The organism is Sphingorhabdus sp. (genome assembly GCF_044357595.1).
Classification (GTDB): domain Bacteria; phylum Pseudomonadota; class Alphaproteobacteria; order Sphingomonadales; family Sphingomonadaceae; genus Sphingorhabdus_B.
On the sequence record NZ_JBIKPH010000022.1, the window covers coordinates 1 to 24,145 of the forward strand.

The window sequence follows — 24,145 nt, forward strand, 5'->3', positions numbered from 1 at the left end:
GGAGGCACAGGCGCCCTATAATTAGATTAAAGCAAAGCACAAAGGCCCATCATGTCTTGCCAGACAGCAGCCACCATGTCGCAACACCATTGATGGCCGAATACGCGGCGTATAAAAGTGAAATCGTCAATGACCCTTCATTCGCGAGCCACAGCGCGCCGATCAGCAACGCCAGTTCAATGGCATAGCTACCATAAGGACCGAAATGCGCACTAAAATAGCGCTTGGTGTCTTCCACAAACGGGTGCCCCGATTCCCCGACCGCCCTGTGCATACAAAAATTGGCAATCCCCATCAAAAAGCAGACTGTCAGCAGCATTTTTTGGGTTCACGGCCCTTCACGGATGCCACGCGCTTCATTACGCGCAGATTGCCGCTCAAGCGTGACTTTGATCATCGCAATAATGGGGTCGGCAAGCGCCAATCCCAATATGCCGAAAAGCGCGCCAAACAGTATCTGCGCGCCCAAGACCAAGGCTGGTGGTAAATCGACCGCGCGCTTGGCCACCATCGGGACTATTAAGTACCCGTCGACCATTTGGACGACAAAATAGACGAAAACGGCATACAGCCCGACATCTGCTCCGGCGGAGAATCCAACCAATATGATCAGCGCACCCGATACGATGGCGCCGATGTTGGGCAGAAATGCCAGCAGGCCCGTGAGCACACCGAGCAACGCGGCCATTGGCACGTTGCCAAGGCTAAGCAATATCCACGTGCCAAAGCCTTCGACCGCCATGCCAAGTAAGCGCCCGGCCATCAGGCGGCGTAAGACGCTACCCATTTTTTCTGCCGTCACATAGAAATGTTCACGCTCTGCCAGCGGCAGCATCCATGCCACGCCGCGTTCATACAGGCGGGGCTCCGCTGCGATAAAAATACCAAGAACCAACATCATCGCAAGATTGGTAATGGTGCTGACTACTGAGGACACGGCTTCTGTTACGCGACCAACGGAATTTAATATCTGCGATCCAAGGCCCTTTACATCCTCAGCGGAGATGTTGAAGCCCGCCGCCTCAATCCGGTTGCCGATTGCTCCAATTTGGGTCTCGACAATGGCCTGAAGGCTTGCGGCCTGTGCGGCCAGTTCGGAGCCTGTGAAAACGAAGGTCCAATACATGAAGCCAAAAACGGCTAACACCACGATCGTCAGTCGGAAGCCACGCGGAATGGGTAAAATCCGACCGAGGAGACGCGCTCCGCCGTCGAACATTGCGGCGAGAACGACGCCGCCAATGATGAGAAGAATGGGCTGGGCAAGCCAGATGAACGCCACCACCAAAGCAGCCATGCCAATCCACACCGTGGCGCGCTTAATTTCGGACCGGATAATCGGGTCGTAAAGCTCGGTTGGGCCTACTTCTTCCCGAAAGCTATCGGCCACCCGCGCATCGGGCTTTTTACGCCGACGGCGTGGTTTGCTTTGCTCTGGCGTAGAGACGTCATTCACCTTGGCGGACCTTCTTGGGACGTAAACTTGTGCCAGCGCGATTCCCCCGAAGCGAACCTATCCATGTCGCAGGATTAAGGCCCGTGCTGCCATCTACGGAGAATGTGATTATCTCAGCGCGCCCACCAATACGATCCCATGAAACGGGACCGCCAAGGCCGCCAAGTTCCGCAGCTACACGGCTATCGGAGCTATTGTCGCGGTTATCACCCATCAAGAACACATGACCTGCTGGGATTTTGACTGGGTCCATATCATCGGTATCGCCGCGACGCGCATCGATGGTGTCATATTGTGCGCCATTGGGCAGCGTCTCGCGGATTATGGGCAGGTTGCACGTCAAAGCGCCATCATCGCTGCGGGTGAGGGCGCCGGGAAAGTCATATTCATTGCACGGATTGTTGGCGTCTACCGGCAGGGTCAAATTGGGTTGCGTCTCTTGGGGAACGGGCTTGCCATTTAGAAAAACCTGCCCCTCTTTTAATGCGATGGTGTCACCGGGCAAACCGATGACCCGCTTAATCCAGTCCTGATATTTGCCCTTTGGTGTCAATATGACGATGTCGCCACGTTCGGGCATTTTGCCCCAAACACGAGTGTTGCTCTCGGGCAGCGGTACGGCCAGCGCTTCAACCTCTTTCCGCAGCACGAGCCAACGGAAAATGGCTACAGGATTCGGGATCGTCGGCGATACATGGCTCCATCCGTAGGGATATTTGCTCACAAACAGGCGGTCACCTACCAGCAAGGTCGGCATCATCGAGATTGAGGGAATGTAGAACGGCTTTGCTATGAAGCTGTGGAAAGCGAGCACAGCAAGTAACAGCCAAAACATGCCCTTAACCTCCGCCCATGCGGTTGCGGCCCAGCTCTGCTTTTCAGGGGTTGGCGCGGGAGGTGTGGAGGAATTTTCGTCAGTTTCTGTGGTCAAGCTGCTCATGCCTTTTGCATTCTTAATGCCTCTATAATGACAAATGCCTGTGCCCAAGGATGGTCATCGGTCAGCGTCAAATGGATATGGGCTTCATAGCCTGCTGGAATCATTGCGTCGAGCCGTGCTTTCGCGCCCCCAGTAAGGGAAAGCGTTGGCGCACCGGAGGGTGCATTAACGACGCCAATGTCCTTCATAAACACGCCATGTTTGAAACCGGTTCCCACTGCTTTGGAAAAGGCCTCTTTAGCGGCAAAGCGTTTCGCATAAGTGCCTGCTTTGGTAAATGGACGCTTGGCTGCCTTCGCACGTTCAAGGTCTGTGAACACCCGGTTTTCAAAGCGTTGGCCAAAGCGTTCAAGCGAACGGGTGATACGTTCAATATTACACAGGTCGGAACCAAGCCCGATGATCACCGGGCAAGGTCCATAAGCGCACGCATTTTGCGCACGCTCTCTTCAAGCCCAATGAAAATCGCCTCGCCAATGAGATAATGCCCGATGTTGAGTTCAGCGAACTGCGGGATAGCGGCAATAGGTTGGACATTATCGAATGTCAGGCCATGGCCCGCATGCGGTTCGATGCCATTTTTGGCGGCCAAAGCAGCGGCGTCGGCAATGCGGCGGAGCTCGACTTCGCGCTCTGCGCCTTCGGAATGGGCGTACTTGCCCGTGTGGAATTCCACGATTGGCGCGCGCAAGCGGATGGCGGCTTCAATCTGGCGGGCGTCGGGTTCAATGAACAGGCTAACGCGAATATTGGCGTCGGTAAGCCGGGTAACGATGGGTGCAAGATGGTTGTGCTGGCCTGCCGCGTCTAAACCGCCTTCGGTTGTCCGCTCCTCCCGCCGTTCAGGGACGATGCACGCCGCATGGGGTTTATGCCGAAGTGCAATCTCGAGCATTTCTTCGGTCGCAGCCATTTCCAGATTGAGCGGCAAATTGGTGGCCGCCATTATGCGTTCTATATCGGCATCGCGAATGTGTCGCCGGTCTTCGCGCAAATGGGCAGTAATGCCATCACCGCCCACGGCGGCGACAATCTGCGCCGCACGCACAGGGTCTGGATGCGCCCCGCCGCGCGCGTTGCGTATGGTGGCGACATGGTCAATGTTGACGCCTAGGCGAAGGCGCGGCGCTTTTGCTGCTTCGTTCATATCTTTCGGCTGCCGGGCTTAACCGCTTCCGTAGCCGCCAGCTCGGGCGGCAATTCATCTGCTGCATATGTCGGGAAGTTCAATTCGATTAGCGGATAAAATGGCACGCCAAGTTCAACCGCACCCGCCGAACGGTCAACCACGGAAGCGGCCGCAACGACCACGCCGCCCGCGGCTTCAATCGCGGCAATGGCCTCACGTGACGAAAGGCCAGTGGTGACGACATCTTCTACCATTAAAACTTTGGTTCCGGGTGCGAGCGAAAAGCCACGACGCAAACCAAATACACCGTCGGGGCGCTCAACAAACAACGCATCAACGCCAAGCGCGCGGCCCATTTCATGACCAATAATGATGCCGCCCATGGCGGGAGAAATGACAACCTGCACTTCGCTGCGCACTTCGCGTGGAATTTTTTGGGTAATCGCAAGGGCAATCCACCCGGCGCGCTCTGGATTCATCAACAAACGTGCGCATTGCAGATAATAGGCACTGTGGCGGCCCGATGACAGCAGGAAATGTCCCTCAAGCAATGCCTCGACGCTACGGAATTCAGCCAGTATTTCATCTTCAGTCATGATGGGGAGAATTTTCCTTCTTTACCAATGTTGTCTTTTGCATGCGCTGTTTAGCGGATTGCAACGCAAATAGGTAGAAAACTGGAGCAATTAAATGCTAAAAATAATCAATCGACCGCTTGAGGCTTCAGATTAGCGCGACTATAGGTCGCGCCAGTCTGGCACCCTGCAGGTCGGTCAGACCAGCGCAAAGTTCCTGCGCCGCACCAAGAATACGGGGCCAAGTTGATGAATATGTTGAAGAAATTGTTGGTATTGCTCGTTGTCCTGACCACGCCGTCATTGGCGATGGCGCAGCCTGCGAATCCTGCGCCGACGCCAGTAACTAAGGAAGTGGCTGCGCCCGTCGTGGCGACGCCGGCTGCTGTTACCCCGGTTTCACCTGCGGCTGAAGCAGCGCCAGCCGCTGCCGCTGCGCCGAAATCCATGGATGGCGCGTTGCCGGGTTACACGCCCATGCGTCCCAATTATGAAGACAGCGTTGGCATGCCAAAGCCGAAGGAAATCGACTTTCAGGAACAATTCAGCGATAATGGCCAATATGCAAAATGGATCAACAACGCTATCCTTTTGCCAATCATCACCATCATCTCTCTGTTTGTCCTTGGCCTTCTGCTTTGGGTGATCGTGCGTTTCAACCGCCGTGCCAATCCAGTGCCATCGAAAACGACGCACAATACCTTTATCGAAGTTGTGTGGACCTTGCTACCCGTGCTCATCCTCTTGGGCATCGCTTACCCATCGCTAGATTTGTTGGCCAAGCAATTTAAGCCAGCGCCAGCAGAGGCCGTCACCATTAAGGCAACCGGTTATCAGTGGTATTGGGGATACACATATCCCGACCATGGCGGCTTTGAAGTTGTTTCCAACATGCTCAAGGAAGAAGGCGACGTTGCCAAGGGCGAGCGTTTCCGCACCGAAAATGATGGGCCAAAGCTGATGGCTGCGGACAACCGTATGGTTGTGCCTGCGGGCGTACCTTTGCGCATCCAAACGACTGCCGCGGACGTGATTCACGCATTTGCGGTGCCTTCGCTTTGGTTCAAGCTTGACGCTGTTCCCGGTCGTCTGAACGAAAAATCGCTTACGATTACGAAACCTGGTGTATATTTTGGGCAATGCTCTGAACTCTGCGGAGCGCGCCACGCGTTCATGCCAATCGTCGTGGAGGCATTGCCACCCGAAAAATTTGCGGCATGGGTAAAGGCGCAGGGCGGCACGATGCCCGGCGCGAATAAGCCTGCCCCGGCCGCCGCGCCTGCGGGCGAAAATGTAGCTGCTCCTGCGGCGCCTGTCGCCGCTGCAACCCCCATCGACCCTGTTGCTGCACCTGTTGCAGCGCCAACTAAGTAAAAAGGCCAAACGGATGACAACCATTGCTGCCACAGGTACAGACCTTCATGCGCATGACCATCATGACGCGGACCACAAGCCGGGCTTTTTCGCCCGGTGGTTCATGTCGACTAACCATAAAGACATCGGAACGCTCTATCTGATTTTCGCAATTTTCGCAGGGATCATTGGTGGTGCTATTTCTGGTCTGATGCGGTTGGAGCTTGCTGCTCCTGGCATTCAGTATCTTCAAGGTTGGGCATCGATGATGGCCGGCAAGGAAGCGTCGCTCGATGAAGCCTATCACATGTGGAACGTGCTGATCACCGCCCACGGCCTGATCATGGTGTTCTTCATGGTCATGCCCGCCATCATCGGTGGCTTTGGTAACTGGTTTGTGCCTTTGATGATTGGCGCGCCTGACATGGCGTTTCCCCGCATGAACAATATTAGCTTCTGGCTGACGGTTGTTGCCTTCATCATGCTGCTCGGATCAAGCTTTGTACCAGGCGGCACAGGTTTGGGCGCTGGAACTGGCTGGACGGTCTATGCACCGCTTTCAACCTCTGGTTCGGTCGGTCCGGCTGTAGACATGGCCATTTTCTCGCTTCACCTTGCTGGTGCAGCGTCGATTTTGGGTGCCATTAACTTCATCACCACCATTTTCAACATGCGCGCGCCGGGAATGACCTTGCACAAAATGCCGCTGTTTGTGTGGTCGGTGTTGGTAACGGCATTTTTGCTGTTGCTCGCTTTGCCAGTGTTGGCGGCTGCAATTACCATGCTTCTGGTTGACCGTAACTTTGGCGGCGCATTCTTTGATGCGTCGGCTGGCGGTGACCCTGTCTTGTATCAGCATCTGTTCTGGTTCTTCGGTCACCCTGAAGTGTACATCATGATCTTGCCAGGTTTCGGCATCATCAGCCAGATCGTCGCAACCTTCAGCCGCAAGCCAGTGTTTGGCTATCTCGGCATGGCCTATGCCATGGTTGCAATCGGCGTCGTCGGCTTCGTTGTCTGGGCGCACCACATGTTCACCACGGGCATGAGCGTTGACATGAAAATGTACTTCACGGCTGCTACTATGGTGATCGCGGTACCAACGGGTATCAAGATCTTCAGCTGGATCGCAACCATGTGGGGCGGTTCGGTTAGCTTTAAGACACCGATGGTTTGGGCGATGGGCTTCATCTTCATGTTCACTGTTGGCGGCGTGACGGGTGTTGTTCTGGCCAATGGCGGCCTCGACGATAACTTGCATGACACTTATTATGTTGTGGCCCACTTCCATTATGTGTTGTCGCTGGGTGCGGTGTTCTCGCTCTTTGCCGGCTTCTATTATTGGTTCGGCAAGATGTCGGGTCGCCACCTGAATGAATTCCTTGGCCATTTGCACTTCTGGGTGTTCTTCATTGGCGTAAACGTCTTGTTCTTCCCGATGCACTTCCTTGGCAACTCGGGTATGCCGCGTCGATACCCCGATTATCCAGAGGCCTTTGCCTATTGGAACGGCGTGGCTTCCTTTGGCTATGCGATCATGGCAGTTGGCGTGTTGATCTTCTTCGTCAATGTAATTTGGTCGTTGGTCGCCGGCCGCCGTGCGGAAGACAATTATTGGGGTGAAGGTGCGACCACGCTTGAGTGGACGCTGACAAGCCCTCCACCATATCACCAGTTCGAAACGCTGCCGGTTATTAAGTAACCGGCGGCGGTTCGCTGCTTTGAACGTCTCGAACGTTTGGGAACAGGCATGACAACCGCAACGCGTGACATTATTTTGCCGGCAGAGTGGCGCGACTTCTGGGCTTTGACTAAGCCCCGCGTCATGTCGCTCGTCGTCTTCACCGCGCTGTGCGGGTTGTTGGCTGCACCGGGTAGTATTCATCCGGTGATTGGTTTTACCGCGATACTCTGCCTGGCCTTGGGCGCGGGTGCCTGTGGTGCGCTGAACCAATATTTCGAAGCTGACATTGACGCCAAAATGACACGAACGGCGGGCCGTCCGCTGCCCGCGGGGCGAATGGTCCGAGCGTCTGCGCTGAACTTTGGCATTGGCCTTGCTGCTTTCTCGGTTGGTATCATGGGCGTTGCGGTCAATTGGCTATGTGCGGGATTGCTTGCCTTTTCGATCTTTTTCTACACGATTGTCTACACCATCTGGTTGAAGCCGAACACGCCGCAGAATATCGTGATCGGCGGCGCTGCGGGAGCATTTCCGCCTGTCATAGGATGGGCGGCGGTAACAGGCGACGTTACGCTTATGCCAGTCCTCCTGTTCGCGATCATCTTCCTTTGGACACCGCCCCATTTCTGGGCGCTCGCTTTGTTTATGAAGACGGATTACGGCGCGGCCGGAATTCCCATGCTCCCCAATGTGAAGGGGCAGCGGGTCACACGTAACCAAATATTCGGCTACAGTTTCCCGATGGCGGCAACGGCGATACTGCCTTTCGCTTTGGCCGAAACCGGGTGGGTCTATGGTGTAGCCGCTGTCGTTCTAAACTTCATATTCTTGGGTCTGGCGTTCCGTGTCTGGAAAAACGAGGCCACCGACGCGGCTGCAATGAAGCCGGAAAAGCAACTTTTTGCTTTTTCGATCCTTTACCTGTTTCTCCTTTTTGCAATTTTTGCCTTTGACCGGATGGTAATATCATGAACCAGAATGAGCCGTCTGCCTACACTGCCGAAGAAACGGCCATTATCCGCAAACGCCAAGCGGGACGTTCTCGCGTCATGGGTATTGCTTTGGTCGCGTTATGTATTTTGTTCTTCTTAATCACTGTGGTGAAAGTGGGTGTCTGGGGCTGATGGCTATATCCAATACCAAAACGGGATTTTTAGCGGCGGCACTTGCGGTATCAATGGTGGGCGTTGGTTTTGCTGCGGTGCCACTGTATCGCTTGTTTTGCCAAGTGACTGGCTTTGGTGGAACAACGATGCGTGTCGATGCTGCACAGGCGGCTACCGTGGCGGTAATGAACGAAACTATGGTCATCCGGTTTGACGCAAACCATCGCGGCGACCTGCCTTGGGAATTTAAACCAGAACGGCCAACCGATACCGTCAGCATCGGCGCGAAGGATATGTCCATCTTCCTTGCGAAGAACCTGTCCAACGAAGCCGTAACCGGAACGGCAACCTTTAATGTCACGCCCGAATTGGCTGGCAAATATTTCAACAAGATCCAGTGCTTTTGTTTCACGGAGCAGACATTGAAGCCGGGAGAACAGGTTCGCATGCCCGTGCTTTATTATGTTGATCCAAAAATCATGACGGACCCGAACACCAAAGACATCGAAGAAATCACCCTTAGCTACACTTTCTACCCCGTCGAAAAGCCAAACACGGTGGACCAGGCAGTAAACTGAAGCTAAGACAAATGTTAATAAGCAAGACTACAGGGAATTGACCATGGCGGGTGCCAAAAATCACGATTATCATATTTTGCCACCAAGCATCACACCGTTGCTGGGTTCATTTTCGGCCCTGACGATGTTCTTCGGTCTGGTGATGTGGATGCATCCCGAACAGTTCAGCTATGGCAGCCTTGTCTTCGGCCTTGGCTTGATCGCAGTTGTCTACACATTCTATGCGTGGTGGAGCGACGTCATTCATGAGGCCCATGCCGGTGACCATACGCCCGTCGTGCAGCTTCACCTGCGTTACGGCATGATCATGTTCATTGCGTCAGAAGTCATGTTCTTTGTCGCTTGGTTCTGGGCATGGTTCGATTATTCCTTGTTCCCGGTTCCGCTGGAACTCGTTAAAGACGCAGAAACCCATGCATTCACTGTAACCAACCTGATCGGGCAGGAAGGCGCCGCAGCCTTGATGCAGTGGCCGCCAAAGGGTCTGGAAGTTCTCGACTCGATGAAGCTTCCTTTGCTCAACACGCTGATCCTCTTGTGCTCTGGCACCACCGTAACTTGGGCGCACCATTCACTGATCCATGGCGACCGTGAAGGCCTGAAAAAGGGCCTATGGCTGACCATCTTGCTTGGTCTGCTGTTCAGCGCGATTCAGGCGTATGAGTATGCAGAAGCGCCATTTCCTTTTAGCGGGCTGAATTATGGCACGGCATTTTATATGGCGACTGGTTTCCATGGCTTTCACGTCATTGTAGGAACCATCTTCTTGGCGGTCTGCCTTGCTCGTACCTACAAGGGCCATTTTACACCCCAGCAGCATTTCGGTTTTGAAGCCGCGGCATGGTATTGGCACTTTGTCGACGTCGTGTGGCTCTTCCTCTTCATCACCATCTACATTTGGGGTGGCTGGGGCGCACCAGTGCACGCATAAATGACCAACAGACAATCCACAGAAGGGCAGCCCAGCATCGCTAAGGCTGCCCTTTTTGGTCTCTGCCCCCAATGCGGTAGCAAGACACTTTTCGCTGGATTGGGCCAGTTCGCGGACCGATGCGAAAATTGTGGGTTACATTATAGCAGCTTCAACGTTGGCGATGGGCCTGCCGCCTTGCTCGTTATGGTCATAGGCGCGTTGATCATTGTACTTGCCTTGATCGTGGATGCCGCATTTCGCCCGCCCTTTTGGGTGCATGTGGTGATTTGGGTTCCTTTCACTGCGGCATTAACGGTGCTCTTTTTACGTATGGCCAAGGCTGCGTTGTTAGCGGCAGAGCATCGCAACCGCGCCAAAGAGGCTGGTAAGGATGATGTGTCATGACACGCTGGCTGATTATCCCTACATTCTTCGTTACGCTGGCGGTTGCGACGATGGTTGCGTTGGGTTTTTGGCAGCTTCAACGCAAAGCTGAAAACGAAATGCTGTTGCGATATGTTTCCGCCAACAGCGCAAAGCCTGCCACAGCTTACCCAAAGCAGGGGCCGGTGAGCGTCAATGCATTGCACCGCACATCATCTGTGAATTGTCTGCGTGTTTCAAAATGGCGTGAAGATTCGGGCAGCGATACGTTGGGCAAAACAGGCACGCGCTATCTTGCCGAGTGCGTTACTGACGCAGAGGGGCCAGGAGCGTTAATCGTTGCAGGCATCTCCGCGCGACCAAACCAAAAGGTTGACTGGAATGGCGGACTGGTAAGCGGGGTAATCACGACTGAGCCTGACCGGCAATCATTGATTGCGAAGCTGTTTGCCAAGCCTGCTACCTTGCGTCCCATGCTGGTGCTGCAGCAAGGCGTCGGCGGTCTGCGTACGGCCGAACCACCGTCGTTGGACAAAATCAAGCGTAAGATCTCCAACAACGGCTTTTATGCTATTCAATGGTTTTTGTTCGCCTCCGCAGCGACGATTATCTTTATTCTCGCTTTGCGAAAGCGCGTCAGGGCATCCTGATTTTGCCGACGGATATTCTGTTTTACTGCGTCGCTGGCGTGGCGGTTATCTTGGTCGGGTTGGCCAAGGGCAGCTTTGCCGGACTTGGTGCCGCGGCCATGCCGTTGCTCGCTTTGGTCATGGACCCAGTGGCCGGGGCCGGAATGTTGTTGCCCATCCTTATGGTGCAAGATGTCGTGAGTGTCTGGGCCTTCCGCCGCAGCTATGACCGGCGCACGCTTCTTCTGACCCTGCCCGGCGCGGCGATCGGTATCTTCTTGGCGTGGTTGCTCGCGTCGGTCATCAATGAAGATGCGGTGCGCGGTTTTGTCGGCGTTATCGCATTGGCCTTTGGCACCTATCGGTTGCTCCCGCTCATGGGGATGCAGATGAAGCTAACAGGGCCCGCGCCGGAGTGGATCGGAACCGTCATGGGCGGCGTGTCCGGCTTCACAAGCCAAATCGCCCATGCAGGCGGTCCTCCGTTCCAAATCTGGGCGCTGTCACGCAACTTCCCGCATTTGGTGTTTGTGGGGACCTCGTCGATATTCTTTACGATCATCAACTGGATGAAGGTGCCCGCTTATGCCGCGCTGGGTCAGTTTAACCGGGAGAATATGACGCTCACGGCAGCTTTCCTGCCGCTTGCGATCTTAAGCACTGTTGTCGGAGTGCAGCTGGTTAAGCGCGTGTCGCCTGAGCGATTCAACATCATAATCCAGCTTCTGATGGTCGTCATAGGCGCCGCACTGATTCGGCAAGCCATTTGGTAACTGCGCCCTATTTGGGTGACAGTACCATTAGCATTTGGCGGCCTTCCATGCGGGGATGCGCCTCGATCTTTGCAGTCTCGGTCGTATCTGCCTGAACGCGCTGCAACAGTTGCATACCCAATTGTTGGTGCGCCAATTCACGACCACGGAAGCGCAGCGTGATCTTGACCTTGTCACCTTCTTCAATGAACTCTGCGACCTTCTTCATCTTGACCATATAATCATGGTCATCGATGTTTGGACGCATCTTGATTTCTTTGATTTCTTGGGTTTTCTGGCTCTTACGGGCCAAATTGGCCTTTTTCTGGGCCTCATATTTGAACTTACCGATGTCCAGGAATTTGCACACGGGGGGATCGGCGTTCGGAGAAACTTCCACCAGATCGAGCCCTACTTCCGCAGCTTGCGCTATCGCCTCGCGGGTATACATGACACCCAGATTCTCGCCGTCATCGTCAATGACTCGTACTTTTTCGACGGTGATGAGATTATTGTAGCGCGGGCCACTTTTAACAGGTGGGGTCATAGCGCGCCGGGTCGGCGGGGTGGCGATAGTCAATACTCCTTGTGATGTTCTGCAGCGCCATTACAGCCAATTTGTCCACAGATAAAGGCTTTTAGCGGACTCGGGGCTGCTTTTACGAAGTGCGGCGTCAGACCACTTGCCGAATTTCGGTACCGACGCGCCTCCATGCGGTTCAATCCGCGAGCGCCGTGAGGTCCCCGACAGTCAATAATTGTGGCAAGACGCGGGCCTCACCATTTTTGGGGAAATACAGATAAAGCGGCACACCCGAACGGCCATATTTCGCGAGAAAGCGGGTGATGTCGGGGTCGCGGCGCGTATAGTCCCCCACCATCGTTACAATGCCGCCCTTTGCCAGCGTATCGATGGCTTCCGCACGATCAATCGCAGCGCCTTCGTTCACTTTGCACGTCACACACCAATCGGCCGTGAAGTATAAAAACACGGGCTTGCCTTCTGCCCGAAGCGTCGCAAGCCGCGCTTCGTTGAATGGCAAATTGCCGTTTTTGGCGATGTGCGTAACGGGCACCATGGCTGCCTTGTCCATCGCGACGAAGGACACCAGCGCCACGCCTAATGCAGCGGCGAGCACCCATCGGGTTAGCCCGCCATTTTTCTGCCGCCGCCCAATATCGAACAGAGCCACTAAAAAGATCAAAGCCGCGACAGACGCAATGGCCAAGCCATTAAGTCCTGCCAGCTGGTAGAGCAGCCAAAGTAAGGCAAGCGTGGTCAGCGCCATGGGCACGGCCATCCATTGCCGGAAGCGCACCATCCACGCACCTGGCCGTGGCATGCGTTTGCGCAACGCCGGAATGAACGCAATCGCCAAAAAGGGCAAAGCAAGGCCAAAACCAAGCCCGGCAAATATCAGCATCGCCAAGCCGGTTGGTAATAACAAGGCTGCGCCCATCGCTGCGGCCATGAAAGGTCCTGTGCAGGGCGTAGCCACGACCGCCGCCAGCACACCCGTCCAGAATGAGCCCGCGATACCACCCTTGCGCGTTAGCTTTTCACCAGCGCCGATGCCGCCAATATCGAAAAGACCAGCAAGATTTGCCGTGACGGACAGCATCAAAAACGCAAGTAACAGGACGACCGCGGGGTCCTGCAACTGGAATGCCCAACCCACTTCTTCGCCAGCCGCGCGCAAGCCAAGCATGACGCCGCCCAGAACAAGGCAGCTTAAAATAATGCCGAGCGTGTACGCCACGGCATCGCGGCGGGCTTCACCCTCATCCCCGCCCATCTTGGCCAAGCTCAGCGCCTTCAGCCCTAATATCGGGAATACGCAGGGCATAAGGTTCAGCAGCAAGCCGCCAAGTACGGAGAATATTAAAATTAAACCAAAGCCAAGTACTGGCTGTTGCGCGTCTTGGGTTGCGCCATTGCCAAATACCGATACGCTGTCGCCACCTGTCGGAATGGCGCCGGGCGCTGCGCGCACCTGAAGCCCTTGCGCGTCGTTGAACCGCAATAGCCCGTCAATCGGCGCCGCGAACGGCTTTTTTACTTCTCCGCTGACGATAAGCCAATCGCCAGTGCGGCGCGCGCTTTGCGGGGCATTATACAAAAACAGATTTTCGCTTTCCGCGAAAAACCAAACGCGACTTGCCGTTGCGCTGCGTGGATAGGGAATAGCAATGTCGATGCGTTTGCCGTTGATTGCATAGCGTGCCGTTCGGTCAAGCGGCACCGGCAAGTTGCTGCGCCATGCATCGAAACGGGTGCGGTCCAACGCCTGTATGTTCCCTGATCCAACGGTCATTGGCACCGAGAAAGTCGCGCCTTCGGGGACGCAAACCAGGTCGGAACAGGCCGACCAGCGGGCATTGACCTTCACATCCAGAGGCTGGCCGATTTTAATGCCCTCGGGAATTTTCAGATCAATCAAAAAGGCGTGCTTTTCCTTGTAAATATGATTCATAAATCCGCTGACGACCAGAGCCTCGGGCACGGGGGCACGCAGCGGACCAGCGATCATGCCCGCCGGCAATTGCCATTCCAGTTCAAGCGGCGTTCCCGCGTCACCGGGATTAATCCAATAATCATGCCATCCCGCCTTTGGGTCCATGATGATCGCGACCGTCACTACGTCGCCTGCCGCCGGAGTGCGCGTTTCGGCATCCATGGACGCGCGGACATTCTGAGCCGCCGAAGCCGGAACTTGCGCGTGCGCAATTCCTGCAGTGCAGATGAGGGCGAGCAATATGCAGCTTAATCGCGCAAAAAGCGATCGTGCGCATTCGAGCATTGGAAAAAAAACAAGCGCGTGGTTCATGCGAATCTTATGCCATAATCGGATGTCTGTAGGACAGCGGATTATTCCGGAGCAGCTTGAATAAGTGGCCCGCCCATATTTGGCATCGCCTTTGCCTTTTTCCACCCACCATGCACATAATAACCGATCGACAGGACACAGGACGTCATCGCGGTAGCAACAAATGATCCCCAAATAGCATCTGCGCCAAAGCGGTCATGTAAACCAAAGCCGATGCTGAAACGCACCAGAACTGCGCTGAATATAAGGATCAGGAGCGGGGCAAGTACGGCGCCATTCGCACGCACCGCAAAGGTCACGACAACGGACACGCCCATCAGGACGAATGTCCACCCGATGATGTGGTTTATGTGTATCGCAATGTCGATGGCGGGGCTGCCGCTTGGCAGGAAAAGGCTAAGCAGTGGCTGAGCGAACAGCGTCATCAGCACAATGAGTGCGCCCGACATGAGCAAATTGATACCAATCCCCGACCACACAATGCGTCCAACGCGGTCCCATTTGTTCCCGCCGATATTCTGGGCGACCATAGCGCTGACGGCGCTGCCCACGGCGACCGCTGGCATCTGCACATAGCTCCAAAGCTGATTCATCACGCCAAATGCTGCAGTTGTATTCACGCCTTCACGATTGACGAGGCCAATCATCACCACGGCAGAGCCCGACATGATGATCATCGATAAGCCCATAGGCAGGCCCATGCGCGCAATCGGTTTCAAGAACCGTGCATCTGGCCGAAGCCAATTTAGCTCATGCCCGCGCAGGCGGATGGTGAGGTCACTCGCATAGATTTGGCGCAACAAAAGCCCCAGGCTGATGACCCCGGCAAGGATGGTCGCAAGCGCCGACCCAGCGATTCCCATTGCGGGTATGGGGCCCCAGCCCAAGATAAAAATCGGGTTCAAGATAATGTCGAGAACCACGTTCAACACCGTATTCCAAAATGGCGTAACCGAATCCCCTACGCCGCGCAGTGATGACGCAACAAGCACCATCACGAAAGAGGCTGGCATCGAAAGGAAGATGACGCGCAAATATGCAAGGGCCAGCGGATAGACCGTTTCTGGTGTTGCCATCAGGCGCAGCATTTGGGGCGCAAAGATCCAGCCTGCTGCCGCCGTTACTAGGCCCGCCGCAAGGAAAATGCCGAACGCGGTGCCCATGATACGGCGGACAGATTCGACGTCGCGGCGGCCCATATTCTGGCCAATCAAAATTGTTGTTGCCATTGCGAAGCCGAACAGGGTGGAGAACATCAGAAACATGATGAGCCCCGCATTGGCGGAGGCCGCAAGCGCCTCTTCGCCCAAGAATCTGCCAATCCAAACCGAATTGACGGAGTGATTCAGCGATTGGAGTATGTTGACGCCAAGAGAAGGAAGCGCAAACACAAACAATGTTTTGGCCACCGGTCCTACGGTCAGGTCGCGTTGATGGGCGGGCGCATTCATGCCGTTTGCACTGCGCCTAAACCGGGCAGCACCCAAGCTGGGATTTGCCCCTTACTCATCCCAATCTGGCCAGTGCGACTGTCAATCGTTCGGCTTCGGCGGCCTTCTCGGCATGATCCGCGCGCGCCTTTTCAACAGCTTCTGGTTTGGCTTTTTCGACAAACGCCGCATTAGACAGGCGCCCAGCCAGCGCGTCCCGTTCTTTGCGCGCCGCCTCGAGTGCCTTGGTTATACGGCTGCGTTCGGCGTCGAGGTCGATGACATCATCAAGGGCAAAGACCACCGTGTCTCCACCTACCACGATCTGTGCAACATTATTTGTGACAACGGGTGCATAGACAAAGCTGTCAATACGGCCAAGCCGTGACAAGGCCGCTGCCTGCCGCGCGATGACGGACATTGTGGACACCTGTGGGTCTGCAATGTTGGCGGTCAGGCGCGTTCCGGGCGGGATATTCAATTCGGCTTTGAACGAACGGGTTTTGCTGATCGTATCAATGACCCAGTTGATTTCTGCCACGGCATCGGCGTCAATCGTTGCGTTGGGTTCGGGCCACTGCGCGTGAATGATGTCATGCGCACGCGGCTGCGCAGGGTCGGACATGGCATGCCATAATTCTTCGGTAATGAAGGGCATGAACGGATGTAGCATCACCAAAATCTGGTCGAGTGCCCAGCCGGCAACTTCCCGTGCCTCATCGGCGTCCGCGGTCGCCAGCGAAGGCTGGGGCTCAGCCCCGTCGTCACTGGATTGCGCCTGAAGGATCGGTTTGAGCAGTTCCAGGTACCAATCGCAAAATTGGTCGAAGACGAAATGATAAATGACATCCGCCATGCCGTCGAAACGGAACTCGGCAAAGGCCTTGTTCAATTTCTCCACTGTGCTGACAACTTCGCCGATGATCCAACGGTTGACGGCAAGCTCGGCCTCTGGTGCGCTGACGCTGCGTGATCCGCCGATGCCATTGGATTGCGCAAAGCGGGCGGCGTTCCAAAGCTTGGTCGCAAAATTGCGATACCCTGCAACGCGGCTTTCATCCATTTTGATGTCACGGCCTTGGCTTTCCATCGCCGCCATGAAGAAACGCAACGCGTCCGCGCCATATTGGTCAATCAGGCCCAACGGATCGACCGTATTACCTTTTGACTTGGACATCTTGCTGCCATCTGCCGCGCGGACAAGGCCATGAAGGTATAGCGTCTTCCAAGGCACTTCTTCCATGAAGTGGATACCCTGCATCGCCATCCGCGCATCCCAGAAGAACAGGATGTCAAAGCCGGAAATGAGGACGTCGTTCGGGTAGTGGCGGTCGAGCATCGTATTTTGATCGGGCCAACCCAAGGTGCCAAAAGGCCAAAGCGCAGATGAAAACCATGTGTCGAGAACGTCAGGATCACGCGTCAATGCGACGCCTGCGCCCGCGAGTAGCTGCGCCGCCTCTTCAGTTTCCGCCACATAGAATGTGCCATCGGCGGCGAACCATGCAGGTATCTGGTGGCCCCACCATAATTGGCGCGAAACGCACCATGGCTGGATATTCTCCATCCAGTTGAAGTAGGTTTTCTCCCACGACTTCGGTACGATGTCGAAACCGCCATTCGCCTTGCCCTTGCGGGCCGCCTCGATGGCTGGCTTGGCAAGCGTTTCGGCGTCGACATACCATTGGTCGGTCAACCACGGTTCAATCACTTGGCCCGAACGGTCGCCAAAGGGTGTCTGGATGACGCGGTCTTCTACCTTTTCAAGCAGACCCAAGGCGTCCAGTGCCGCAACCACCATCTTGCGTGCGTTGGTCGGTTCGCCCTCGATGCCAAAGCGGTATTGCCCGATATACTCTGCCGGAATGAGGCCATCGGCGGTCTGCACAACGCGACCTTCGCCATCAAGCATGTTGAACATGTCGCTGGCCTTGAACCCTGCGCGCTTGCCAACCTCAAAGTCATTGAAATCATGCCCCGGTGTGATTTTCACGGCGCCTGAACCCAATTCTGGATCGGCATGTTCGTCCGTGACAATCGGGATCAACCGTCCCGTAATCGGCAAGCGGACATTTTTACCGACCAGATGCGCATAACGTTCATCCGACGGGTTCACCGCGACCGCCATGTCGGCAAGCATCGTTTCGGGCCGTGTGGTGGCAACGCTAATAAAGCCACTGCCGTCCTCTAACGGATATTTGAAATGCCAGAATTTGCCATTAATCTCGCGGGTTTCCACCTCAAGGTCGGATATCGCGGTTTTCAGGCCAGGGTCCCAGTTTACGAGGCGTTTGTCGCGATACAGCAATTTTTGATTATAAAGATCGACAAACACTTTGATGACGGCCTTTGAAAAGCCCTCATCCATGGTGAAGCGTTCATTCTCCCAATCCATGGAGCAGCCAAGCCGGCGCAACTGGCCCGTGATTTCGCCACCGCTTTCTGTTTTCCATTCCCACACTTTGGCAATGAATGCTTCGCGCGTGAAATCGGTGCGCTTCTGCTGGTGGGCATTGAGTTGACGTTCGACGACCATCTGTGTCGCAATGCCGGCGTGGTCGGTACCGACCACCCACAAGGCGTCCTTGCCCTGCAAACGCGCGTGGCGGATGAGGATATCCTGCAAGGTGTTGTCGAGCGCATGGCCGATGTGCAAGCTGCCCGTCACATTGGGCGGCGGGTTCACAATTGTATACGGCTCTGCATCAGGGCGGTCAGGACGAAATGCACCAGTGGATTCCCAATGTGCATACCATTTCGCCTCAATCGCGGCGGGGTCGAAAGTCTTGTCGATAGTCATGGGAAGTGGCTTTGCCAGCGCATGCGCGATTGGGCAAGGTTTTCGCAGGAAATCGTTGGCTTATCCTATGACATTACGCCGCGCGGCGCCGAAAGATAAAGAATGCGGCTGCAAATCCGCCTGCGACGAGCAGGCTCAACCACAATTCCTTCGACGCCGATGGGTCAAGACCTTTTGCGACCAATATCACCAGCATCGCCGCCATCGCGACATAGGTTCCATAGGGATGGAACCACATTTTAATCTGCAACCGCGCCGGGTCTTCGGCTTCATATTTGCGGCGCAGTTTAAGCTGTGCGGCAGATGTCATGAGGTAGAGCAGAAGCATGGTCACGCCGCAGCTGTTGATCAGGAAGCTGAACACCACATCGCGGGACACCGCGTCGGCGGCGAGGGCGGCATAACTGAAAAGGCTAGCGATCAGAATCGCGCGGGCTGGCACCTTGCGCTCATTGACCTGAACCAGCCACTGCGGCGCGTCCTTATGCTTGGCCAGACCGAATAGGGCGCGCGAGGTAACATATAGGCCGGAGTTGAGGCATGACAGCACCGCGACAAGCACCACAGCTTCCATAATCAACTGACCTGCCGGCAAGCCCATATAAGCAAGTGTGGTGGCAAAGGGCGATACTTTGGGCACGATCTCCGTCCACGGCACAACTGATACGATCAGGAAGATGGAGAGCACGTAAAAGATGAGGATGCGCAACGTGACCGAAACAGTCATGCGGCTGATGACCTTTGCCGGTTCTTCGGATTCGGCAGCGGCGATGGTCGCTATTTCTGCTCCAACCAGACTGAATATGGTTGAGGTAGCTGCCGCCAGCACCACTCCCCAGCCATTGGGCACAAAGCCATTATGCGCAGTCAAGTTGCTAAAGCTTGGACCACTGCCGGACGTCATGCCAAAGGCCCATGCCGCGCAGACCAGAATGAATACGATAATCGCCGCGACTTTTATCGACGAGAACCAAAACTCAAACTCGCCATAAGCGCGTGCAGACATTAGGTTTACCGCCGTCAGCAGCGCCATCAGACCAATGCCGATGGCAAGCTCGGGCACGGCGGGGAACCAATTATGTAGAATTTGTGCGCCAGAAATCGCTTCAATGGCGACAACGACCACCCAGAAATACCAATAAAGCCAGCCCGATAGGAAGCCTGCCAAATGGCCAAGGCCAGCGCGGGCGAAGTCTGGAAAAGTTTGCACGCCATCAACGGCGATCGCCATTTCGGAGATCATCCGCATCACTAGCAAAATGATGAAGCCAGCAATGGCAAAGGAAAAGACAGCGGCTGGTCCGGCCTGACTGATGGTGGTCGACGACCCAACGAACAGCCCGGCACCAATGATGCCGCCAATGGCGATCATCGAGACATGGCGCGACTTCAAACTGCGTGACAGTTCCGCCCCGCCGCCGGTTTCTGTTGCGACATCATGTGCAATGTCCGTCATACTTCCCCCTAAATACTAACGCACTCCAGCCTGCACCGGAACGACGCCAATTTGCCCCTAGCTTATTTGGCCTTTAAATGTTTCCCGGCCCAATCAAATATTGTCTGGTGCCATTGAATCGAGTTTTTGGGCTTAAGCACCCAGTGATTTTCGTCCGGGAACACGAGCAATTTGGATTCAACACCCTGCTGCTGCAACGCTGTGAAGGCCGCAAGCGACTGTGAATAGGGGATCCGGTAATCCCTTTCGCCATGGATCACCAAAGTGGGTGTTTTCCATTTGGCGACATGATTGACGGGGTTCCATTTCTCCGCGTCGCTGCGCGTGGTCCATGGCCCACCATTGTCCCACTTGTCGAACCATAATTCTTCGGTTTCATAGGCCATGGCGCGTAGGTCAAAGATACCGGCATGGTTGACGAGGCATTTGAACCGGTCTGGCCAATTGCCCGAAATCCAGTTCATCATGTAGCCGCCATATGATCCGCCTAAGGCGCATGCATTATTGGTATCCAGTTGCGTATCGATCTGGCCGACCGCCTCCATGCCTTTTTGCAAATCTTCGAGTGGCCAGCCGCCCCAATTTTTGTGGATGCTGTCGGTGAATTTCTGACCATAACCCGTTGACCCATGAAAATCGATGCTGACCACGGCGTAGCCCTGCGATGCCATAACCGCAGGGTTCCAGCGATAAGACCAGCTGTTGTTCAAAGTGCCCTGCGGCCCGCCATGGACCAGCAGAAGCACAGGAAGCTTGCCCGTCGCGCCTTGCGACTTAATGATTTGACCGTAAACTTGGTCACCATTTGCCCCAGTGAAATCGAATTTTTGGTAATCCACAGGATCGAGCGTGCTCAGCATATCCGCATTGACGCTGGTCAGCCGTTTCGTTCTGCCTTTGGCATCCATATGGACGAGGTCGGAAGGCCCGTTGATGCTGTTAATGGCATATACGACACCGCCATTTTTAAGCGGCACGGCTTCGGCAATGCTACCGCGTTCCGTCAGGCGCGTGACCTTACCCTTTAAGTCAACGCGGTATAGCGGGGTTTCCAAAACATCTTGTGCAGTCACGAGAAGGCTTTTGCTATTAGCTGCCCATGCAAGCGAGGCAATTGAACGGTCCCATGTGTCGGTGAGCGCAGTTATCTTGCCGCTTTTCAGATCCATCAGCTTGATAACGAGCCTATCAGCTTCGTACGTTGCGCGCGCCATCGATGTCCACGCCAGCCATTTGCCGTCGGGCGATGCCGCCGGCGTTGTATCCATACCCGCATTGTCGGCGGAAAGGTTAACAGGCGTTGGGTTTTGCAGAGCTGAACGGTAAATATCGAGGTTGGTCGATTTGGCTTCATTTGCGTCAGCATGGCGCAATGCGAAAAGCACTGCGCTGCTGTCTGCGCTCCAGCTAATTTCGTCCCCGCCGCCAAAGGGCTTTGATGGCGCATCGCCAACCAGATCGCCATCCATAGCAGTGCTTAGCGTGCCAAGCTTCCCATCGGCGCGCAGCACAACCGTGAAGACCCGGCTGTAATTACCGGGCGTTTCCCACTGGTCCCAGTGACGGGTCATCAACTGGTCATATTCGCGGCCAGTGCCAGGACCAGGCTTCGATGTGTCGCCATCCTTGGCGCAACCAAATTCCATGCAATCGCGGGCGATGTCGCCCCAGATAGCGAATTTCAGGCCATCGGGCGAAATTTTAAACCCGCTCACATCGGTTTTGAAATTGCTGGCCTGTGTGGCTGTCGCCGAAGCAATGTCGTAGCGCCAGATTTGATCCGAACCGCTTTCGTTGCTGATGTAGAATATGCTTTTGCCGTCTGGCGCGAAGGCGGGGTCATGCTCGTTCTTGTCTGGCCTCGATGCAAACATCGCTGGCTGCGCGCCGGTGGCGCCGAGTTTTAGCATATAGAGGTCAGTCTTGCCCTTATTCGCTTCCAAGTCGGTCTCACGCAATTGGTACGCGACCATCATTCCATCTGGAGATGCTGCCACAGCCGATAGCCGCTTCATCATCACAAGGTCGGTTTCGGTCATGGGACGCGCAGCGGCGTCAGTGGAAAGGGCGCCAAACGAGATGGCAGAAGTGCCCAACAGGGCAGCAATCAGGAAGGTTTTTTTCATACGCCACACGCTAGTCAGCGAAAAGGAGGCAAGCAAGAAAATAGCAAATTCAAAAGATATGGAAAGGACGCCGATCCTGCTCCATCAACGAACTATCTTGCCGTCCTTCATTACCAGCGCGATGTTTTCCAACGCCGTAATGTTGGTCAAAGGGTTTTCTTTTACGGCGACAAGATCGGCGAAACGTCCTGCGGCAATTGCGCCCAACATTTTCTCTTTCCCCAACAGCTCGGCAGCACGGATCGTCGCGCTTTGGATAGCTTGCATCGGGGTCATGCCATAGCGCACCATATACGCAAATTGCTTCGCGTTTTGCCCATGGGGATAAACGCCGCTGTCGGTTCCATAAGCAAGCTTCACGCCTCTCTTCACAGCCTTCGTAAATCCGACACGCTGGACATCGGTGGTCTCTCGATTTTTACGCAGATATTCTTCGGGCCAGCCCTCTTTGGTGCCAATGTCGTCTATATAGTCGCCATTATAGATATCCATGACAAGCCATGTGCCGCTGGCTTTCGCCATCGCCAGCGCTTCATCATCAATAAGGCTGGCATGTTCAATCGAACGGACGCCCGCCCGGATCGCGTTTTTTATGCCGACGGCGCCATGGGCGTGGGCGGTTACGAACACCCCCTTTGCCCGTGCGGTTTCCACAACGGCGCGCAGCTGGTCTTCGGTCATTTCTGGTTCACCGGGCTCAGTGCCAATGGCGAGCACGGCGCCGGTAGCGATCGTTTTGATGAAGTCCGCACCTTGTTCGATCAAAAAGGCAGTTTTCGCTGCGGCTTCTTCAGGCGTGCTGGCTAGACCAAGGCGCATATCGGACGGAAGCTGGTCATTGGGAATGACGCCGTTCAATTCCCCGCCACCTTTTGGAATAGTGATATATGCGCCAGCGACAAACATGCGCGGGCCCGGGACATGCCCCGCATTGATGGCGTCCCGCAACGCAATGTCGGTCAGGCCACGATAGGTGCCGACGTCACGCACAGTTGTGAAGCCAGCTTCTAACGTCAGCCGCGCGTTATGCGCGCCAATTAATGCAGTCGCAGCGGGCGATGTCTTTAACGGAAGGGCAAGGTCTGCGCTTTGCCCTGAGTCGGCAAGATGGGTGTGCAGGTCAATCAATCCGGGAAGGACAGTGAAGCCGGACCAATCGACGCGTTTGGCGCCTTTTGGTGTTGGGCCACAGGAGGCGATGGCAGTGATCTTGTCATCGGTGATGCTGATGCATTGACCCGTGAGGACGTTACCAGCCTGAACGTCAACGAGGCGGCCAGCCTCTAGATAGATGTCTTTGGCAAGGAGCGCGCTTGGGGCGAGGGACAGGGCGGCCGCCAATACAAGAAAAATTGGCCGGGTCACAGATCGAGGACCGACGCCCCTCATTAGCCTTTTTTAGTGATGCGCATGATTTCGCGCTCAACCATCGCCTCGACAATTGGCGGCAAATGGCCGTCGAGCCAGTCTTTCAGCATTGGACGAAGCAAATCGCGCGTTAGTCCTTCAAGAGAAGTTTCCCCTGACCGGACGATTTGCGGGGCCGCGCTGGGCTCGGACAAGGTCTGCAACGCTGAAAAGCTATGTCGAAGACTTTGGGCTTTAGTATCATCCAGCAGAATATCGTCACGCGTTGCGTTTTCGTCTGCTTCGGTCAGTTCAAGGATCTCGCTCTCATCCTTGTTGCCCGCCGCCGCTTTAGCGTGGCGTTTAGCCGCGGGGCGGTTTTGGTCGTCATCTGTGATGATGCGTTTGATAGACGACAATATCTCGTCCATCGAAGGTTCGTTCCGGCCATCAGCCATATGTTGTGCCTCTTGGCGTCGTTTAACGCTCTTTACCGTTGTTAAGAATAGGTTCTATGTCCGCTTTTTGTGCCGCAGTGTCAACGGTGCGGGTCGACTTCGCGACAGGATCGGGTTGAGATGACCAATCATTCCAAGCGCCATCGACTTTATTATAGTCGGCAACAGGGTCGTATAACGCGCCCCCTTCAAGGCCAAGGT

23 protein-coding genes are annotated in these 24,145 nt (G+C 55.2%); 9 read left to right on the forward strand and 14 right to left on the reverse strand.

The annotated features are described in order from the left end of the window. Positions 1-49: 49 nt before the first annotated feature. The 6 genes from ACIQ2T_RS04255 to pyrE form a co-directional block, all read right to left on the reverse strand. Positions 50-238, reverse strand: a complete 189-nt coding sequence (locus tag ACIQ2T_RS04255) for a hypothetical protein (protein ID WP_397589731.1) — start codon at positions 236-238, stop codon at positions 50-52. 90 nt (positions 239-328) lie between these two features. Continuing rightward, positions 329-1,390, reverse strand: a complete 1,062-nt coding sequence (locus ACIQ2T_RS04260) for an AI-2E family transporter (protein WP_397589751.1) — start codon at positions 1,388-1,390, stop codon at positions 329-331. Between the two features lie 58 nt (positions 1,391-1,448). After that, complete coding sequence (gene lepB / locus ACIQ2T_RS04265) at positions 1,449-2,396, reverse strand: signal peptidase I (RefSeq protein WP_397589732.1); 948 nt, start codon at positions 2,394-2,396, stop codon at positions 1,449-1,451. Then, entirely contained in the window at positions 2,393-2,803 is a 411-nt protein-coding gene (gene acpS / locus ACIQ2T_RS04270; RefSeq protein ID WP_397589733.1) for a holo-ACP synthase, read from the reverse strand. Before acpS ends, lepB begins: the two co-directional genes overlap by 4 nt. Continuing rightward, the gene (locus tag ACIQ2T_RS04275) at positions 2,800-3,543 is read right to left on the reverse strand and encodes a pyridoxine 5'-phosphate synthase (protein ID WP_397589734.1); all 744 of its coding nucleotides are present in this window, start codon (positions 3,541-3,543) and stop codon (positions 2,800-2,802) included. Before ACIQ2T_RS04275 ends, acpS begins: the two co-directional genes overlap by 4 nt. Further along, a complete protein-coding gene (gene pyrE, locus ACIQ2T_RS04280) occupies positions 3,540-4,121 on the reverse strand; it encodes an orotate phosphoribosyltransferase (RefSeq protein WP_397589735.1) in 582 nt (193 codons plus the stop codon). The genes ACIQ2T_RS04275 and pyrE overlap by 4 nt, the downstream gene beginning before the upstream one ends. 228 nt (positions 4,122-4,349) lie before the next feature. Here pyrE and coxB point away from each other — a divergent pair, with 228 nt between their 5' ends. Genes coxB through ACIQ2T_RS04325 form a run of 9 tightly spaced genes read left to right on the forward strand, consistent with a single transcriptional unit; the run spans position 4,350 to position 11,520 of the window. After that, positions 4,350-5,474, forward strand: coding sequence for a cytochrome c oxidase subunit II (gene coxB, locus ACIQ2T_RS04285; RefSeq protein ID WP_397589736.1), 1,125 nt, complete (start codon positions 4,350-4,352; stop codon positions 5,472-5,474). A gap of 13 nt (positions 5,475-5,487) precedes the next feature. Further along, entirely contained in the window at positions 5,488-7,155 is a 1,668-nt protein-coding gene (ctaD, locus tag ACIQ2T_RS04290) for a cytochrome c oxidase subunit I (RefSeq protein ID WP_397585384.1), read from the forward strand. Between the two features lie 48 nt (positions 7,156-7,203). Next, the gene (locus ACIQ2T_RS04295) at positions 7,204-8,109 is read left to right on the forward strand and encodes a heme o synthase (protein WP_397589737.1); all 906 of its coding nucleotides are present in this window, start codon (positions 7,204-7,206) and stop codon (positions 8,107-8,109) included. After that, positions 8,106-8,261 (forward strand): hypothetical protein, encoded by a 156-nt coding sequence (locus ACIQ2T_RS04300; RefSeq protein WP_397589738.1) that lies wholly within the window; start codon positions 8,106-8,108, stop codon positions 8,259-8,261. Before ACIQ2T_RS04295 ends, ACIQ2T_RS04300 begins: the two co-directional genes overlap by 4 nt. Beyond that, positions 8,261-8,821, forward strand: coding sequence for a cytochrome c oxidase assembly protein (locus tag ACIQ2T_RS04305; protein WP_397589739.1), 561 nt, complete (start codon positions 8,261-8,263; stop codon positions 8,819-8,821). Before ACIQ2T_RS04300 ends, ACIQ2T_RS04305 begins: the two co-directional genes overlap by 1 nt. Positions 8,822-8,864: 43 nt before the next feature. Then, positions 8,865-9,752 carry a cytochrome c oxidase subunit 3 gene (locus ACIQ2T_RS04310; RefSeq protein WP_397589740.1) on the forward strand — a complete coding sequence of 296 codons (888 nt, stop codon included), beginning with the start codon at positions 8,865-8,867 and terminating at the stop codon, positions 9,750-9,752. Continuing rightward, a complete protein-coding gene (locus ACIQ2T_RS04315) occupies positions 9,753-10,139 on the forward strand; it encodes a DUF983 domain-containing protein (protein ID WP_397589741.1) in 387 nt (128 codons plus the stop codon). Further along, complete coding sequence (locus tag ACIQ2T_RS04320; RefSeq protein WP_397589742.1) at positions 10,136-10,768, forward strand: SURF1 family cytochrome oxidase biogenesis protein; 633 nt, start codon at positions 10,136-10,138, stop codon at positions 10,766-10,768. The genes ACIQ2T_RS04315 and ACIQ2T_RS04320 overlap by 4 nt, the downstream gene beginning before the upstream one ends. Positions 10,769-10,770: 2 nt before the next feature. Then, positions 10,771-11,520: a sulfite exporter TauE/SafE family protein gene (locus ACIQ2T_RS04325; protein WP_397589743.1), complete on the forward strand. Its 750-nt coding sequence runs from the start codon at positions 10,771-10,773 to the stop codon at positions 11,518-11,520. A 7-nt stretch (positions 11,521-11,527) separates the two neighbouring features. Here ACIQ2T_RS04325 and infC read toward each other — a convergent pair whose 3' ends face one another. From infC to ACIQ2T_RS04365, 8 genes are all read right to left on the reverse strand, one after another. Next, entirely contained in the window at positions 11,528-12,046 is a 519-nt protein-coding gene (infC, locus tag ACIQ2T_RS04330; protein ID WP_125231149.1) for a translation initiation factor IF-3, read from the reverse strand. A gap of 172 nt (positions 12,047-12,218) precedes the next feature. Then, positions 12,219-14,327: a protein-disulfide reductase DsbD family protein gene (locus tag ACIQ2T_RS04335; RefSeq protein ID WP_397589744.1), complete on the reverse strand. Its 2,109-nt coding sequence runs from the start codon at positions 14,325-14,327 to the stop codon at positions 12,219-12,221. A gap of 41 nt (positions 14,328-14,368) precedes the next feature. After that, positions 14,369-15,778, reverse strand: a complete 1,410-nt coding sequence (locus ACIQ2T_RS04340; protein ID WP_397589745.1) for an MATE family efflux transporter — start codon at positions 15,776-15,778, stop codon at positions 14,369-14,371. Between the two features lie 55 nt (positions 15,779-15,833). Next, positions 15,834-18,557: a valine--tRNA ligase gene (locus ACIQ2T_RS04345; protein WP_397589746.1), complete on the reverse strand. Its 2,724-nt coding sequence runs from the start codon at positions 18,555-18,557 to the stop codon at positions 15,834-15,836. 73 nt (positions 18,558-18,630) lie between these two features. After that, positions 18,631-20,013: an amino acid permease gene (locus ACIQ2T_RS04350; protein WP_397589747.1), complete on the reverse strand. Its 1,383-nt coding sequence runs from the start codon at positions 20,011-20,013 to the stop codon at positions 18,631-18,633. 62 nt (positions 20,014-20,075) lie between these two features. Then, a complete protein-coding gene (locus tag ACIQ2T_RS04355; protein ID WP_397589748.1) occupies positions 20,076-22,139 on the reverse strand; it encodes a prolyl oligopeptidase family serine peptidase in 2,064 nt (687 codons plus the stop codon). Positions 22,140-22,223: 84 nt separating this feature from the next. Further along, positions 22,224-23,504, reverse strand: coding sequence for an amidohydrolase family protein (locus tag ACIQ2T_RS04360; RefSeq protein WP_397589749.1), 1,281 nt, complete (start codon positions 23,502-23,504; stop codon positions 22,224-22,226). Positions 23,505-23,527: 23 nt separating this feature from the next. Then, positions 23,528-23,944, reverse strand: coding sequence for a DUF2497 domain-containing protein (locus ACIQ2T_RS04365; RefSeq protein WP_397589750.1), 417 nt, complete (start codon positions 23,942-23,944; stop codon positions 23,528-23,530). Between the last annotated feature and the right edge of the window lie 201 nt (positions 23,945-24,145).